Annotated in this window: 15 protein-coding genes and 3 tRNA genes; 15 read left to right on the top strand and 3 right to left on the bottom strand. The window is 42.0% G+C overall.

The window, feature by feature from the left end; translation table 11 throughout:
* Positions 1–35 precede the first annotated feature (35 nt).
* A complete protein-coding gene (locus O3626_RS02540) occupies positions 36–446 on the top strand; it encodes a hypothetical protein (protein ID WP_371495086.1) in 411 nt (136 codons plus the stop codon).
* 57 nt (positions 447–503) lie between these two features.
* Here O3626_RS02540 and plsY read toward each other — a convergent pair whose 3' ends face one another.
* Positions 504–1,148 carry a glycerol-3-phosphate 1-O-acyltransferase PlsY gene (plsY, locus tag O3626_RS02535; protein ID WP_070674020.1) on the bottom strand — a complete coding sequence of 215 codons (645 nt, stop codon included), beginning with the start codon at positions 1,146–1,148 and terminating at the stop codon, positions 504–506.
* Positions 1,149–1,335: 187 nt separating this feature from the next.
* Here plsY and parE point away from each other — a divergent pair, with 187 nt between their 5' ends.
* The 10 genes from parE to O3626_RS02485 all read left to right on the top strand — a co-directional run bounded on the left by parE (position 1,336) and on the right by O3626_RS02485 (position 10,653).
* Positions 1,336–3,285: a DNA topoisomerase IV subunit B gene (parE, locus tag O3626_RS02530; RefSeq protein WP_003007156.1), complete on the top strand. Its 1,950-nt coding sequence runs from the start codon at positions 1,336–1,338 to the stop codon at positions 3,283–3,285.
* Positions 3,286–3,341: 56 nt separating this feature from the next.
* Positions 3,342–4,160 carry an aminoglycoside 6-adenylyltransferase gene (locus O3626_RS02525; RefSeq protein WP_371495084.1) on the top strand — a complete coding sequence of 273 codons (819 nt, stop codon included), beginning with the start codon at positions 3,342–3,344 and terminating at the stop codon, positions 4,158–4,160.
* Positions 4,161–4,331: 171 nt separating this feature from the next.
* A complete protein-coding gene (parC, locus tag O3626_RS02520; RefSeq protein ID WP_371495082.1) occupies positions 4,332–6,785 on the top strand; it encodes a DNA topoisomerase IV subunit A in 2,454 nt (817 codons plus the stop codon).
* Positions 6,786–6,960: 175 nt separating this feature from the next.
* Positions 6,961–7,983, top strand: coding sequence for a branched-chain amino acid aminotransferase (locus O3626_RS02515; protein WP_371495080.1), 1,023 nt, complete (start codon positions 6,961–6,963; stop codon positions 7,981–7,983).
* Between the two features lie 236 nt (positions 7,984–8,219).
* A complete protein-coding gene (locus O3626_RS02510; protein WP_049473022.1) occupies positions 8,220–8,450 on the top strand; it encodes a DUF2969 domain-containing protein in 231 nt (76 codons plus the stop codon).
* A gap of 52 nt (positions 8,451–8,502) precedes the next feature.
* A tRNA-Tyr gene (locus O3626_RS02505) sits at positions 8,503–8,583 on the top strand.
* Between the two features lie 9 nt (positions 8,584–8,592).
* Positions 8,593–8,664: transfer RNA gene (locus tag O3626_RS02500), tRNA-Gln, on the top strand.
* Between the two features lie 168 nt (positions 8,665–8,832).
* Positions 8,833–10,032 carry a 30S ribosomal protein S1 gene (gene rpsA, locus O3626_RS02495; protein WP_371495077.1) on the top strand — a complete coding sequence of 400 codons (1,200 nt, stop codon included), beginning with the start codon at positions 8,833–8,835 and terminating at the stop codon, positions 10,030–10,032.
* A 76-nt stretch (positions 10,033–10,108) separates the two neighbouring features.
* A tRNA-Arg gene (locus tag O3626_RS02490) sits at positions 10,109–10,180 on the top strand.
* A gap of 56 nt (positions 10,181–10,236) precedes the next feature.
* The gene (locus O3626_RS02485) at positions 10,237–10,653 is read left to right on the top strand and encodes an NUDIX hydrolase (protein WP_371495075.1); all 417 of its coding nucleotides are present in this window, start codon (positions 10,237–10,239) and stop codon (positions 10,651–10,653) included.
* A gap of 45 nt (positions 10,654–10,698) precedes the next feature.
* On the opposite strand, the gene O3626_RS02480 is transcribed toward O3626_RS02485, so the two are convergent.
* Positions 10,699–11,685, bottom strand: coding sequence for an L-lactate dehydrogenase (locus O3626_RS02480; RefSeq protein WP_021153137.1), 987 nt, complete (start codon positions 11,683–11,685; stop codon positions 10,699–10,701).
* A gap of 198 nt (positions 11,686–11,883) precedes the next feature.
* Here O3626_RS02480 and gyrA point away from each other — a divergent pair, with 198 nt between their 5' ends.
* The 4 genes from gyrA (at position 11,884) to radC (ending at position 16,283) form a co-directional block, all read left to right on the top strand.
* Positions 11,884–14,340, top strand: a complete 2,457-nt coding sequence (gyrA, locus tag O3626_RS02475; RefSeq protein WP_371495073.1) for a DNA gyrase subunit A — start codon at positions 11,884–11,886, stop codon at positions 14,338–14,340.
* Between the two features lie 13 nt (positions 14,341–14,353).
* Positions 14,354–15,097 (top strand): class A sortase, encoded by a 744-nt coding sequence (locus O3626_RS02470; protein WP_014713268.1) that lies wholly within the window; start codon positions 14,354–14,356, stop codon positions 15,095–15,097.
* Between the two features lie 169 nt (positions 15,098–15,266).
* Positions 15,267–15,545, top strand: coding sequence for a porphobilinogen deaminase (locus tag O3626_RS02465; protein WP_301362328.1), 279 nt, complete (start codon positions 15,267–15,269; stop codon positions 15,543–15,545).
* A gap of 54 nt (positions 15,546–15,599) precedes the next feature.
* The gene (gene radC, locus O3626_RS02460; protein ID WP_371495070.1) at positions 15,600–16,283 is read left to right on the top strand and encodes a DNA repair protein RadC; all 684 of its coding nucleotides are present in this window, start codon (positions 15,600–15,602) and stop codon (positions 16,281–16,283) included.
* Between the two features lie 52 nt (positions 16,284–16,335).
* On the opposite strand, the gene O3626_RS02455 is transcribed toward radC, so the two are convergent.
* The gene (locus tag O3626_RS02455) at positions 16,336–16,983 is read right to left on the bottom strand and encodes a redox-sensing transcriptional repressor Rex (protein ID WP_003015147.1); all 648 of its coding nucleotides are present in this window, start codon (positions 16,981–16,983) and stop codon (positions 16,336–16,338) included.
* Positions 16,984–16,996: the final 13 nt, after the last annotated feature.

Below are 16,996 nucleotides of genomic sequence, written 5' to 3'. Positions count from 1 at the left end.
GTTCACTACAGATTGATAAAAGAAAGAGTAGTTCTATGATTTCAAGAGATGCATTTTTAGAAAGAATCAACCAGGAGGGCTTCTCATTTAGCATTGAAATTCCTCGGAGAAGTTTTTCGGATTTTAAATCATTGGTTCGGAGAAGAAGAATTTCAGAAGAAGACCTCTATCAGCTGTTTTATGACTATTGTCAAGAACTAGAAAACTGTCTAAAAGAAGCAGGGGAGAAACGACGCTTGCTCTTCAATAAGTTTCCAGTTAGCCCCGTTCATGATAAATATAAAACAAAATTTGATAAAGTGGCACCCAACGGACGCGAATTCCGCTTTGAGTTTGTCTTTAGCAATGACAATCGTTTAAAAGTTTATCATCTTATCGAAACGGTTAATGGTCGTAGGAAAAAAACTCCTATGGAAATACTGATGGACCTAGTCGATGCTTTATAATGAGGATCTGTTCAAAAGTATAAGGGGGATCCAATCAAAAAAACTAGAGGATGTGCTCTAGTTTTTTGGTTGTTGATGGGTGATATTCTTTCCCCAAGGGATGAGATTTTCTTTTTTCTCTTTGATCCGTTGGATATTGTCCTTGTGACGAAGAATGATCAAGGTCGCTAGTGCCAAGACAATGATTGTAAAAAGTGGATCATAGCTGTGCAAGATCCATCCAGTCAAAGGAAGAAGGAGGACCGAAAGAATGGCGAGTAGCGCAACGGTAACACTCGAAAACGAAATCATACTGGTTAAATACAGGCTGGCTACAAAATAAACTGCTAAAATGAGTAGCAGGATAGGCGAGAAACCAAGTAAGACACCAGCACTCGTCGCCACTGCCTTTCCACCCTTAAATCCAGCAAAAATTGGGAAAGTGTGCCCCAAAACGGCTAAGAGACCAAAGACCATCGGCGAGATCCCCTGAATTCCAAAGAAAGTCGGAAGGAGAACGGCCAAAGTTCCTTTCAAGAAATCAATCGTAAAGACAATGACCCCAGCTTTCTTCCCTAAAATCCGAAAGGTATTGGTCGTTCCTGTATTGCCCGAGCCATGTTCCCGTAAATTTATATGGAAAAAGATTTTCCCAATCCATAATCCCGAAGGAATGGAGCCTAACAGATAGGCTAAAATTAAAACACTTATTTCTTTTATCATACTCTCATTATATCAAAAAGCCAACGATAGAAAAAGCAATTTCTGGAGTTCAAGTGTGACATCTGAAGAAAGTGTCCAGCCAGCTTTTTTTACTGAGATATAGAAATCTCCATATAAAGAGAAAAAATTTTGCAAAATTTCCTAAAAAACTGTAATATAGAAAAGATGAACAAACAGGAGGTTCCTTGTGGCAAAAAAGGAAATCAATATTAATAATTATAATGACGATGCCATTCAGGTACTAGAAGGGTTGGATGCAGTCCGTAAACGTCCAGGGATGTATATCGGATCGACCGACGGAAATGGCTTGCATCACATGGTCTGGGAGATCGTGGATAATGCGGTCGATGAAGCCTTGTCTGGCTTTGGCTCACAAATCGATGTAACGATTAATAAAGATGGTTCGCTATCGGTAGAAGACCAGGGACGTGGAATGCCGACCGGGATGCATGCTATGGGTAAACCAACCGTTGAGGTCATCTTTACGGTCCTCCACGCCGGAGGGAAGTTTGGTCAAGGAGGCTATAAGACATCTGGAGGTCTTCACGGAGTGGGATCTTCTGTCGTCAATGCCCTTTCTAGCTGGTTAGAGGTAGAAATTACTCGTGATGGAGCTGTCTACAAGCAACGTTTTGAAGATGGGGGAAAACCAGTTACGACCCTTGAAAAGATTGGCTCTGCTCCCAAGTCTAAGACAGGGACCAAGGTCACCTTCATGCCAGATCCAACCATCTTTTCAACGACGGATTTCAAATTCAATACCATTGCTGAGCGAATCAAAGAATCAGCCTTCTTGCTGAAGGACGTGACGCTGACGCTGACTGATCTACGTAAGGAAGAAGACAACCATGTGGCCTTTCACTATGAAAATGGTGTCCAAGATTTCGTAGAGTACTTGAACGAAGATAAGGAAACTTTGACACCTGTTCTCTACTTTAGTGGCGAATCAGATGGTTTCCAGGTAGAAGTGGCTATGCAATACAATGATGGCTACTCAGATAATATCTTGTCCTTCGTTAATAATGTCCGCACCAAAGATGGAGGAACCCACGAGACGGGTCTGAAGACAGCCATTACTAAGGCTATGAACGACTATGCAAGAAAGACAGGACTTCTCAAAGAAAAAGACAAGAATCTGGAAGGATCAGACTATCGTGAAGGTTTGTCGGCTGTTCTCTCTATCCTGGTTCCAGAAGCTCATTTGCAGTTTGAAGGGCAAACCAAAGACAAATTAGGAAGTCCCTTGGCTCGTCCAGTCGTCGATAGCATTGTTTCTGATAAATTGACCTTCTTCCTCATGGAAAATGGGGAGTTGGCTTCCAATCTCATTCGTAAGGCTATTAAAGCCCGGGATGCGCGTGAAGCCGCTCGTAAAGCGCGGGATGAAAGCCGAAATGGCAAGAAGAGTAAAAAGGACAAGGGACTTTTGTCTGGGAAATTGACACCAGCCCAGTCTAAAAATCCTAAGAAAAACGAACTCTATCTAGTCGAAGGAGACTCAGCCGGCGGTTCTGCCAAACAAGGGCGGGACCGTAAGTTCCAAGCGATTCTTCCACTTCGTGGGAAGGTTCTTAATACTGAGAAGGCCAATATGAGTGATATCCTCAAAAACGAGGAGATCAACACCATGATCTACACCATCGGTGCTGGCGTTGGGGCAGATTTCTCAGTGGAAGACGCCAACTACGATAAGATCATTATCATGACCGACGCAGATACGGATGGTGCCCACATTCAAACCCTCCTCTTAACCTTCTTCTATCGCTATATGCGCCCTTTGGTAGAAGCAGGTCATGTCTACATTGCACTTCCTCCTCTTTATAAGATGTCGAAAGGCAAAGGCAAGAAAGAAGAAGTAGCCTATGCTTGGACAGATAGCGAATTAGAAGAGTTGCGTCGGACCTTTGGCCGTGGAGCAACCCTTCAACGTTACAAAGGGTTGGGGGAAATGAATGCGGATCAGCTTTGGGAAACCACCATGAACCCAGAAACTCGTACCCTGATCCGTGTCACCATTGATGATTTAGCGCGTGCAGAACGCCGTGTTTCCGTCCTTATGGGTGATAAGGCTGCACCACGTCGTCAATGGATTGAAGATAACGTTAAGTTTACCTTAGAAGAAAATACAGTTTTTTAATCACTTTCTACTTATAAATTAAATAAGCTGGGATGTAGAAATGGTAAGGAATCGACATGAGTACTGATACAGAAATGATGAATCTGATTTTGCAGATAGCTGAGTCCTTGCAAGTGGAAGCAGTGGCCTTATCCGGTTCGCGAGCCAATCCTCGGGCACCCAAAGACGAGTTTCAAGATTATGATGTGGTCTATATCGTTGATGATCTAGAAGACCTGATTTCAGATTTATCCTGGTTGGATCAGTACGGAAACCGATTCATCGAACAGCACAACCGACTGGGACACCGTCGTCTGTATCTCATGCTCTTTGAAGATGGGAATCGCATCGATTTAACCCTCTGTCCCAAGGAGTCTATCCAAGAGTGGGTGGATAGCGAGGCTGGTTTCAAAGTCTTAAAAGATGACAAAGGTTTGTTTGACTCTTACATTCCTAGTCCGAAGCGCTACTGGACCGCTCCGCCTACCGAAGAAGATTTTGCAGCCTCCTGCAATGAATTTTGGTGGGTATCGGCTTATGTCGTCAAGGCCATTCGAAGAAAGCAACTCGTCTATGCGACTGATCATCTCTATAGCATTTGTCAGCAAGAACTCCTCAAGGTCTTAGCTTGGCAGGTGACAAGCGATAGGGGAGTAGTTGACATCGGAAAGAACTACAAGTACCTCTTCCACTATCTACCAGCTGAGCAAGAGAAGGAGTTCTCAGCTTTGCTTGATTTATCTAGTTTCGATAAAATCACTCATTCTTTATTTGCTACCATGAGGCTATTCAATCTAGAAGCTCAAATTCTGGCCCAAAAGATGGGGTTTACTTACGATAAGGAAGTAGCAGAGAAAATGATTTCTTATGCTAAAGAGAAACTTTCTAATCGTTAATGAATCTATTTTAAACTAAAAAAAGGATCCTTTGGTTACTTGGTGTAACCTAATTCCTTTTTCCTAAAAGACTACTCAACATTCTTTGAAAGGAGTTGAACACGCCCTCAGAGCTGTGTGAAAAAGATAAATTTCTAATTTTCACTTTGTATTTTAAGGGCTTTGTATCTTATGTCTAATATTCAAAATATGTCCCTAGAGGACATCATGGGGGAGCGCTTTGGTCGCTACTCCAAATACATTATTCAAGAACGGGCTCTTCCTGATATTCGGGATGGCTTGAAACCTGTTCAACGGCGGATTCTTTATTCTATGAATAAGGATGGCAATACCCATGACAAGGGCTACCGCAAGTCTGCCAAGTCTGTCGGTAATATCATGGGGAATTTCCACCCTCACGGGGACAGTTCTATCTATGATGCCATGGTCCGCATGTCTCAGGACTGGAAAAACCGTGAGATTCTAGTTGAAATGCACGGAAACAATGGTTCCATGGACGGTGATCCACCAGCAGCTATGCGTTATACGGAAGCTCGTTTGTCTGAAATTGCTGGTTATCTTTTGCAAGATATCGAAAAGAATACAGTGCCATTTGCCTGGAACTTTGATGATACAGAAAAAGAGCCAACTGTTTTGCCGGCAGCTTTTCCAAATCTTTTGGTCAATGGGGCTACAGGGATTTCAGCTGGTTACGCGACAGATATTCCGCCACATAACCTTGCTGAAGTCATCGATGCTGTGGTCTACATGATCGACCATCCATCTGCCAAGGTAGACAAACTCATGGAGTTTTTACCTGGACCTGATTTCCCAACTGGTGCCATTATCCAGGGACGGGATGAGATCAAGAAAGCCTATGAAACAGGTAAGGGCCGGGTGGTTGTTCGCTCTAAGACAGAAATCGAGCAACTCAAAGGCGGTAAGCAGCAAATCGTCGTTACCGAAATCCCTTATGAGATCAACAAGGCTGTTTTGGTCAAGAAGATCGACGATGTCCGTGTTAACAACAAGGTGGCCGGTATCGCAGAGGTTCGAGACGAGTCTGACCGAGATGGTCTTCGCATTGCCATTGAGCTCAAAAAAGATGCCAATGCAGATTTGATTTTGAACTACTTGTTCAAGTATACGGATTTGCAGGTCAACTACAACTTCAATATGGTAGCGATTGACAATTATACCCCTCGTCAAGTGGGGATTGTACCGATTCTCTCTAGCTACATTGCTCACCGTCGGGATATCATTGTCGCTCGCTCGCGCTTTGATAAGGAAAAGGCCGAACGGCGTCTCCATATCGTAGAAGGCTTGATTCGCGTCATTTCCATCCTTGATGAAGTGATTGCTTTGATCCGGGCTTCTGATAATAAGGCAGATGCCAAAGAAAACCTCAAGGTCAGCTACGATTTCACGGAAGAACAAGCTGAAGCTATCGTTACCTTGCAATTGTACCGCTTGACCAATACGGATATTGTCACCTTGGAAGAAGAGCATGCTAGTCTCAAGGAGCAAATCGCGACCTTGGCAGCCATCATTGGGGATGAACGGACTATGTTTAACCTTATGAAGAAGGAGTTGCGTGAAGTCAAGAAGCTCTTTGGGAATCAGCGTCGCAGTGAATTGCAAGACACTGCTAAAACGATCGAGATTGATACAGCCAGTCTCATTGTTGAAGAGGAAACCTTTGTCAGCGTAACCCGTGCTGGTTATATTAAACGGACCTCGCCTCGTTCTTTCAATGCCTCAACACTGGAAGAAGTCGGTAAGCGAGACGATGACGAGTTGATTTTTGTAGAGCCTGCTAAGACCACTCAGCATCTCTTACTCTTTACCAACTTGGGGAATGCCATTTATCGACCAATTCACGAATTGACAGATACCAAGTGGAAGGATATCGGAGAGCACCTCAGTCAGACCTTGACCAATTTTGAGCAAGAGGAAGAAATTCTCTTTGCGGAGATTGTGGATCAGTTTGAGGGAGTAACCTACTTTGCGGCAACTCAACAAGGACAAATCAAGCGTTTTGAACGAAAAGAATTGAGCCCATGGCGGACTTATCGTTCTAAATCGACTAAGTATGCTAAGCTAAAAGACCAAGACGACCGTATTGTAGCAGTAGCACCAGTTGTACTGGAAGATATCATGATCATTACTAAAAATGGTTATGGGTTGCGCTTCAATATTGAGGAGGTCCCCGTCGTAGGAGCCAAAGCAGCAGGGGTCAAAGCCATTAACCTCAAAGACGGAGATCAAGTTGCTGCCGCCTTTAAGTCAACGACTCCAAGCATGTACATTCTGACTCAACGAGGTAGTCTCAAACGGATGTTACAAGACGATATTCCTGTGACCAGTCGGGCTAAACGGGGACTACAGGTCTTGCGTGAGTTGAAAAATAAACCACACCGCGTCTTCAAGGCAGGTCCAGTCTTCACTGACCAGGGAGATTTTGATCTCTTTACGAGCCAAGAAGAAGTGGCAGAGCAAGATCAAATCCTTCAGATCACTTCCACAACGGGGCAGGTGACAGAAGTTGATTTGACACAATTAAGCATTTCTGAAAGAACAAGCAATGGATCCTTTGTCAACGATACCATTTCGGATCAAGAAGTTTTTTCAGCTACTATCAAATAAAAGAAGTCGTCGGTCCATTCTAGGACTGACTTTCTTTGAAAATAAATTTTCTGAAAATTGAAAATTTCGCTTGAAATTCTCATGAAATGGTGTACAATAGTGTACATAGATTGAGAAACTGAATCGACCTGCATCAGATCGACAAGGAATAGAAAAAATTAAAAGGAGCACTATCATGACAGTATCACTTGATTGGGAAAACCTTGGCTTTTCATATATGAAATTACCTTATCGCTATTTTGCACATTATCGCAATGGAGCTTGGGAAAAAGGGGAATTGACAGAAGATGCGACTTTGCATTTGTCCGAATCTTCTCCAAGTTTGCATTACGGTCAGCAAGCCTTTGAAGGGTTGAAAGCCTACCGTACAAAAGATGGAAGCGTCCAATTGTTCCGTCCAGATCAAAATGCTAAACGTTTGCAACGTACAGCAGATCGTTTGTTGATGCCTCAAGTTCCAACGGATATGTTTGTGGATGCTTGTAAGGCAGTTGTAAAAGCAAATGAAGAGTATGTTCCACCGTATGGTACAGGAGCTACCCTTTACCTTCGTCCTCTTTTGATCGGTATTGGAGATATTATTGGCGTAAAACCAGCAGATGAGTATATCTTTACTATCTTTGCCATGCCTGTCGGTAACTACTTTAAAGGTGGTTTGGTTCCAACGAACTTCTTGATTCAAGATGAGTATGACCGTGCTGCACCACATGGTACTGGGGCTGCAAAAGTTGGTGGGAACTACGCAGCTAGTATGTTGCCAGGTAAGATTGCGCATGATCGTAACTTCTCTGACGTGATTTATCTCGATCCAGCGACGCACACCAAGATTGAAGAAGTTGGTTCTGCAAACTTCTTTGGAATCACTGCTAATAACGAATTTGTGACGCCATTGAGTCCTTCTATCTTGCCATCGATTACCAAGTATTCTTTGCTTTACTTGGCAGAACACCGTCTTGGTATGACACCAATTGAAGGGGATGTCTTTATCAATGACTTGGATCGCTTTGTAGAAGCAGGAGCTTGTGGTACCGCAGCTGTCATCTCTCCAATCGGAGGTGTTCAACACGGGGATGACTTCCATGTTTTCTATTCTGAAACAGAAGTAGGACCTGTCACACGGAAACTCTATGACGAGTTGACCGGTATCCAATTTGGCGATGTCGAAGCACCAGAAGGATGGATTGTCAAAGTCGATTAAACCGAAAGCATCTGAGATCAAAGTGTCCAGGCTTCAATGAGAACAAGTCTTAACGAAAAGACGCAGTAGCTAATGTTTCTCTTCATTCGCTTTTAGGAATAGAAGGGTGACGAATGACTCTTGCGGGGGTGGGATAAAGAAGGAATTTCTAACTAAATTCTTTCTGACCCACTCCCTTTTCTCTTGCGTCATCAAGAGAATTTTTGTAAAATAGAAAAAGTGAAAAGAGGGTTGAAATGAGTAAAAAAGATAAGAAAATTGAGATTCAAATCGTTGATAGTAAAGTAACCGTCGGGAAAGACACTTTTGATGGATTCACTTTGTCCATTGGAAAGAAAACGATTGGTGAAATTGCAGACATGTCTGGTCAATTTGCCATTATCAAAAATGGAAATGTGGATTCTCTTTACAAAAAACTTGAAAAAGCCGTTGAAATTTTAATAGAAAATTATAATTTGAATAAATAAGGGCTTGCAATCATAGTAAATCAATGGTATAATAGATCCTGTTGATTTATATGGAGAGATAGCGAAGAGGCTAAACGCGGCGGACTGTAAATCCGCTCCTTCGGGTTCGGGGGTTCGAATCCCTCTCTCTCCATTTCATCCATGGGGTATAGCCAAGCGGTAAGGCAAGGGACTTTGACTCCCTCATGCGTTGGTTCGAATCCAGCTACCCCAGTTCTTAGGTAATATCAGATAAGTGATAAAATATCTATCCAGGTATTTTATTTCTTTATAGGATGAGTCGTTAAAGATTGTAGTTGATCTCATTGCGAGTGCTTGCTTAGGAAAAATAATTATAAGTATGTCAAGTTTTAGAAAACTTGATTGTTGGAGGATTTTTTAGATGAATGAATTTGAAGATTTGCTAAACAGTGTTAGCCAAGTTGAACCAGGTGACGTTGTTACTGCTGAAGTATTGACAGTTGACGCGAACCAAGCTAACGTTGCAATCTCTGGAACTGGTGTCGAAGGTGTCTTGACTCTTCGCGAATTGACAAACGATCGTGATGCTGACATCAACGACTTGGTAAAACCAGGTGAAACACTTGAATTGCTTGTTCTTCGTCAAGTAGTTGGTAAAGATACTGATACAGTAACTTACCTTGTATCTAAAAAACGTTTGGAAGCTCGCAAAGCATGGGACAAATTGGTTGGACGTGAAGAAGAAGTTGTTACTGTTAAAGGAACTCGCGCTGTTAAGGGCGGACTTTCAGTAGAATTTGAAGGACTTCGTGGATTTATTCCAGCTTCAATGCTTGATACTCGTTTTGTACGTAACTCTGAACGTTTCGTAGGTCAAGAATTTGATGCTAAAATCAAAGAAGTAGATCCAAAAGAAAACCGCTTTATCCTTTCACGTCGTGAAGTTGTTGAAGCTGAATCAGCTGCAGCACGCGCAGAAGTATTTGGTAAATTGAACGTTGGTGATGTTGTAACTGGTAAAGTTGCACGTATCACAAGCTTCGGTGCTTTCATCGACCTTGGTGGTGTTGATGGATTGGTTCACTTGACAGAATTGTCACACGAACGCAACGTATCACCTAAATCAGTAGTAACTGTTGGTGAAGAAATCCAAGTGAAAGTTCTTGACTTGAACGAAGAAGAAGGTCGTGTATCACTTTCATTGAAAGCTACAACACCTGGACCTTGGGATGGCGTAGAACAAAAATTGGCTGCTGGTGATGTTATCGAAGGAACTGTTAAACGTTTGACTGACTTCGGTGCATTCGTTGAAGTATTGCCAGGTATCGACGGACTTGTACACATCTCACAAATTTCACACAAACGTGTTGAAAATCCAAAAGATGTTCTTAAAGTTGGACAAGAAGTAACTGTTAAAGTTCTTGAAGTAAATGCTGCAGATGAACGTGTATCACTTTCTATCAAAGCTCTTGAAGAACGTCCAGCTCAAGAAGAAGGCGAAAAACAAGAAAAACGTCAATCTCGCCCACGTCGTCCAAAACAAGAAAAACGTGACTTTGATCTTCCAGAAACTCAAACTGGATTCTCAATGGCTGATTTGTTTGGCGATATCGAATTGTAATATTCAAAAAGCTTACCTTTCGGTAAGCTTTTTTTACTTGTAAAATTCTCGAGAATTTGATATACTATAACAGTTGCCACCCTTAGTGTAATGGATATCACGTAAGATTCCGGTTCTTGAGATGGGGGTTCGATTCCCTCAGGGTGGATGATTCATAACGAGGCTCCTCGGAGTCTTTTTTGCTCTTTCTTGGAGGAACATGCAATGACAGTAAAATTAATCGCCCATACCTTGATTGAGAAAGACGGGAAGTATCTGCTTATCAAACGCTCGAAAATAAAGCGAGGTCTCCCTGATGTCTATCCATCTAATTGGGATATTCCAGGTGGAAGTGTAGAAGAGAATGAATTGCCCAGAGAGGCTGCTCTACGTGAGGCTATGGAGGAGGTTAATCAAAAGCTTCGGATTAATAAGATTATCCACGAAGATAGTCAATTTGATGCCAGCAAAGATACTGTCTTTACACGCCTAGTTTATGCTGGCGAGATTTTGGAAGAGCGTGATTTTATATTAGATCCAGAAGAGCATACAGACTTTAAATGGATTTCTTCTTTGAAAGACATAGAGAGCAATCTCGTTGTGCCTTATTTGCTTGAAATCCTTGCTGACAAATCCAAATAAAGCAGCTAAAAAACATCCCCTTTTTAATAAGGAGATGTTTTTTTCTTAGTTTTTAGAAGCTTCTTGGAATTCAGGGTTTTTCCATGCTTCATCAATGATTGCTTGCAATTCATCAGCAGAAGCTTTCATTTTTTGTTGTTCCGCATCGTTCAATGGGATGTTCACTGGACGTACAATACCGTGTGCACCTACGATGGCAGGTTGACCGATAAAGACGTTGCTAACACCATATTGACCTTCTTGGAATACAGAAAGTGGAAGTACTGCATTTTCGTCATCAAGGATTGCTTTAGTGATACGAGCAAGGGCAACAGCGATACCGTAGTATGTAGCACCTTTTTTATTGATGATGGTGTAAGCAGCATCACGAACACCTTCGAACAATTCGATCAATTCAGTTTCTTGAACGTTTTGAGTGTCTTTAAGGAATTCTTCAAGGTTTACACCAGCGATGTTAGCGTGTGACCATACAGCGAATTCTGAGTCCCCGTGTTCACCCATGATGTAGGCGTGCACTGAACGAGCATCAACGTCCAATTTTTCAGCAAGTGCTTGACGGAAACGAGCTGAGTCAAGAGAAGTACCAGAACCGATAACGCGTTCTTTAGGGAATCCTGAGAATTTCCATGTAGAGTATGTCAAAACGTCAACTGGGTTAGCAGCTACAAGGAAGATACCGTTAAATCCTGATTCAATAACTTGTGTTACGATTGATTTGTTAATGGCAAGGTTTTTACCAACAAGATCAAGGCGAGTTTCACCTGGTTTTTGAGGAGCACCTGCAGTAATTACAACAAGGTCAGCATCCGCACAGTCAGCGTACTCAGCCGCATAGATCTTCTTAGGTGAAGTGAAGGCAAGGGCGTGGCTAAGGTCAAGCGCATCTCCAACAGCTTTTTCGTGCAATTGAGGAATTTCGATAATTCCAAGCTCTTGTGCAATTCCTTGGTTGACAAGTGCAAATGCATAAGATGAACCTACGGCACCGTCACCGACAAGGATAACTTTTTTGTGTTGTTTAGTCAAATCCATGAGTCTAAACGTCTCCTTCTTATTTTTTTGAGATAGATTCTCATACGATTTCATTCTACCACTTTTGAAAGTCTTTGTCATCTGAAACAGTATGAATCCTTGATGTAAACGTTTTTACGTTTGTGTTCCTAAGAAGAAAAATAGGCTAAAATGTGTTATAATAGTATGGTGAATTAAGTAAAGAGAGGCATTTTTTGAATGCAAGATAATAATCTAATTGATGTGAATTTAACATCAGAAATGAAGACGAGTTTTATCGATTATGCGATGAGTGTTATCGTAGCTCGTGCCCTACCTGATGTTCGGGATGGTTTAAAACCCGTTCACCGTCGTATTTTGTATGGTATGAATGAATTGGGTGTTTCGCCAGATAAACCACATAAGAAGTCAGCCCGTATCACAGGGGATGTTATGGGTAAATACCACCCACACGGTGATTCCTCTATTTATGAAGCCATGGTTCGGATGGCGCAATGGTGGAGTTATCGCTACATGTTAGTGGACGGTCATGGAAACTTTGGTTCCATGGACGGCGATGGTGCCGCTGCACAACGGTATACCGAAGCCCGTATGAGTAAGATCGCTCTTGAAATGTTGCGGGATATCAACAAGAATACAGTTGATTTCACTGATAACTATGATGCTAGCGAGCGCGAACCTTTGGTCTTACCTGCACGTTTTCCTAATCTTCTTGTCAATGGTGCTACTGGGATTGCTGTTGGGATGGCCACAAATATTCCTCCTCACAATTTGGGAGAAACCATTGACGCGGTAAAATTGATGATGGATAATCCTGATGTAACAACCCGTGAACTTATGGAAGTTCTTCCAGGTCCAGATTTTCCGACAGGTGCTCTCGTTATGGGGAAATCAGGTATCCACAAAGCCTATGAAACAGGAAAAGGATCGATCGTCCTTCGCTCTCGTACAGAGATTGAAGTGACTAAAAGTGGTCGTGAACGGATTGTCGTTACCGAGTTCCCTTATATGGTCAACAAAACCAAGGTTCACGAACATATCGTTCGCTTGGTGCAAGAAAAACGAATCGAAGGGATTACAGCTGTACGTGATGAGTCTAACCGTGAAGGGGTTCGATTTGTGATCGAGGTTCGTAGGGATGCTTCGGCTAATGTCATTTTGAACAACCTCTTTAAGATGACGCAAATGCAAACCAACTTTGGCTTCAATATGTTGGCGATTCAAAACGGTGTTCCAAAGATCCTTTCTCTTCGCCAGATTTTGAGTTCTTATATTGAGCACCAAACAGAAGTGGTGACTCGCCGGACCATCTTTGATAAAGAAAAAGCTGAAGCTCGTGCCCATATTTTAGAAGGCTTGCTTATTGCTTTGGATCACATTGATGAAGTAATCCGAATCATCCGCAATAGCCAGACAGACGCTGAAGCACAAGCTGAGTTGATGTCGAAGTTCAAGCTCTCTGAACGTCAAAGTCAAGCCATTTTGGACATGCGTCTTCGTCGTTTGACCGGTTTGGAACGAGACAAGATCCAGAGTGAATATGACGACTTGGTTGCCCTGATTGCTGATTTGGCTGATATTTTGGCTAAACCAGAGCGTGTGGCGACTATCATCAAGGAAGAATTAGAAGAAGTCAAACGCAAGTTTGGCGATGCTCGTCGAACTGAGTTGATGGTAGGGGAAGTTCTTTCTCTTGAAGATGAGGACTTGATTGAAGAAACAGATGTCTTAATTACCCTTTCTAATAAAGGATACATCAAACGTTTGGACCAAGCTGAATTTACTGCACAAAAACGTGGTGGACGTGGGGTCCAAGGAACCGGTGTGAAGGACGATGACTTTGTTCGTGAATTGGTTTCTACGAGCACCCATGATCATTTGCTCTTCTTTACCAATAAGGGGCGTGTCTATCGTCTAAAAGGCTATGAGATTCCAGAATATGGTCGGACAGCTAAGGGATTGCCAATTGTCAACCTCCTAAAATTGGACGAAGGTGAATCGATTCAAACCATTATCAATGTGGAGCAAGATCGCAGTGATGAGGCTTATCTCTTCTTTACGACGCGACAAGGTGTAGTTAAGCGCACTAACGTAGCAGAATTTTCAAATATCCGTCAGAACGGTCTGAAAGCTCTGAACCTACGGGACGAGGATGAATTGATCAATGTCTTCCTTACAGATGGCAATACTGATGTCATTATCGGTACCAAATATGGATATTCAGTCCGCTTTAATGAGGCAGTAGTTCGGAATATGGGACGTTCTGCTACAGGTGTACGTGGTGTGAATCTCCGTGATGGAGACAAGGTTGTTGGGGCAAGTGTTATCACCGACCAGGACGAAGTATTGGTCATTACTGAAAAAGGGTATGGTAAGCGGACAATGGCTGGCGAATACCCAACCAAGGGCCGTGGTGGTAAAGGAATCAAAACAGCCAATATTACAGAGAAAAATGGTCCGTTAGCTGGTCTTTTAACCGTTAAAGGGGATGAAGATCTGATGATCATTACCGATACCGGAGTTATGATCCGGACAGGTGTGGCTAACATTTCTCAAACGGGTCGTTCGACTCAGGGTGTGAAAGTCATGAGACTGGATCAGGATGCGAAAATTGTGACCTTTACAACTGTACAAGCTGATGAAAAAGATGAAGAAGTAGTGGAAGAAAACGAATAGATAAGGGGACAGCATGTCACGCAAAAGAAAAAAGAAAAAGAGTTTACGTAATACTCTTATCAACATCGTTGCAACACTTTTGATTATTCTCTCGCTTCTCTTAATTTTCAATGCTCCGATCCGCAATATGATCATGGTTTGGCATACCAACCAATATCAGGTTAGCAAGGTCGATAAAAAGACTATTGATAAAAACAAAGAAGTGAAGACGAGCTTTGATTTCCAACATGTCCAGTCACTCTCGACGGAAGCCGTGATCAATGCCCAATGGCAAGCTCAAAAACTTCCTGTAATTGGGGGGATTTCGATTCCTGAATTGAACATGAACCTTCCAATTTTTAAAGGACTTGAAAACGTAGCCCTTTACTATGGAGCAGGGACTATGAAGGAAAACCAAGTCATGGGACAAGGCAATTATTCTCTTGCTAGTCACCACGTATTTGGCCTTACTGGAGCAAATGCCATGCTGTTCTCACCATTAGAGAAAGCCAAGGCTGGTATGAAGATCTACATCACGGACAAAGAAAAAATCTATACTTATGTCATCTCGTCTGTTGAGACAGTGACTCCAGACCGTGTAGATGTCATTCAAGATCGTGAAGGTGTCAATGAAATCACCTTGGTGACCTGTGAGGATGCTGCAGCGACTTACCGAACGATTGTAAAAGGAAACTTGGAAACCTCTGTTGACTATGACAAGGCTCCAAAGGACATCCTGGATTCATTTAGCAAGTCTTATAATCAAATGCAACTCTAAGAAAATAAAGCCCGAGACAGATATGTCTGGGCTTTTTCTATGTAGGAAGATAGGAGAAATTCTTGTAAAATTGTAAGAGATTGGTAATATAATGTAAGGAACTTGTCATAATATTGAGGGAAAATCAGTATATAATAGAGGAGAAAGAGTATGATAAGGAGGTAGAATAGTGACAAAAGAGCGAATTTATCATCACTTGCATCATTTCTATAATCTCTTAATAAATGATTTTCCACGAAATGGATTAATTACGAAAGGAATCTACGAAGTAGAGCAAGTCTACCAAACCTTAGAAGCCATTCCTCAGAGTCAGGAGTACTTGATCCGCTGTGAAATTCAACAGTTTTTAAAGGAGCTTGAACAAGTTCAAACAGGTTATCAGATCCGCTTTAATAAAGATGAAGCCTTAGTGTTAGATGATTTGAAGCAAGAAATCGCCTGTAAATAATGAAAGGTCGTTATTTTCTCAATTTATTACGAATTAATAAGTGAGGAGGAAATTATGTACGACATATCATTTATTGAACCATCTTTACTTCCTAGGGAGCGCTTGGTTTCTGAAGGGGTGGATAAGCTAAGTCATCAGGAATTGTTATCCATTCTCTTACGGACAGGCAACAAGCAAAGAAGCGTTTATGAGATTGCACAAGGTCTTTTGAGCTCGGTAAATAGTTTAAAGGAGTTAGGGCAATTAACCCTAGAGGAGCTACAGGAAATCTCTGGCATTGGGCGAGTGAAGGCCATCGAACTTCAGGCTGTTATTGAGTTTGGACGAAGGATTCATAAAGATGAATTAATGAGTTCCGAACAAATCATGAGTAGTCAGAAATTGGCCCATAAAATTCAACAGGAAATTGGCCATAAAAAGCAGGAGCACCTAGTTGCCCTTTATTTGAATACCCAAAATGAAATTATACATCAACAGACGATATTTATTGGAACAGTGAATCGAAGTATCGCGGAGCCGCGTGAAATCCTGCATTATGCACTGAAGCACATGGCAACCTCCATTATCTTGGCTCACAATCATCCATCTGGTGCCGTATTCCCCAGTAAAAATGATGATGAAGTCACTCAGCGAGTCTTAGAGGCCTGTGAAGTAATGGGGTTGACCCTATTGGATCATTTGATTGTATCCGAAGAAAACTACTATAGTTATCGAGAAGAAACGGATTATTTGGTATAAAAAAGGTTGGAACTTTCTTGTTCCAACCTTTTTGTTGTTGAAGTATAAGTCTTTATTCTTCGTTTTTACGCATAAAATAAAGGAGTGTTTGCAATTCACTAGTAAGATCGACATATTGGACGACGACATCCTTAGGGACTGTCAGATGTACTGGCGAGAAACTGAGAATTCCCTTGACACCTGCATCTACCAAGAGGCTAGCAACTTCTTGAGCCTTAACACTTGGAACAGTTAGAATGGCTGTTTGAATGCCTTCTTGTTTGAGTTTCTCTTTAATAGATGAAATACCGTAAATAGGAATTCCGTCTTTACTTTTAGTATTGACCAGTTCGTGATCGTCTAGATCAAACGCCATGACAATTTTCATCTTATTGCGTTCATGGAAGCGATAGTTGAGGAGGGCACTTCCCATATTTCCGATCCCAACAATAGCGACATTAGTAATAGCATTGTCATTTAAAAGATCTGCAAAGAAGTTCATCAGTTTTTTTACGTCATAACCGAATCCACGTCTTCCCAATTCACCAAAATAAGAAAAATCTCGGCGAACAGTAGCAGAGTCAATCCCAATTGCATCCGCAATTTGCTTGGAATTGGCACGCTCTATTTTTTCAGAGTTAAAGCGTTTAAAAATGCGGTAGTAGAGCGATAAGCGTTTTGCTGTTGCGCGTGGAATTGGAGTATTTTTATCATGTTTCACAATATCACAACCT

Origin of the sequence: Streptococcus sp. 20925_1_77, from assembly GCF_041432125.1 — a bacterium.
Lineage (GTDB): Bacteria > Bacillota > Bacilli > Lactobacillales > Streptococcaceae > Streptococcus.
Note: the sequence above shows the minus strand (reverse complement) of the source record. Positions and strands in the feature narration are given on the sequence as shown.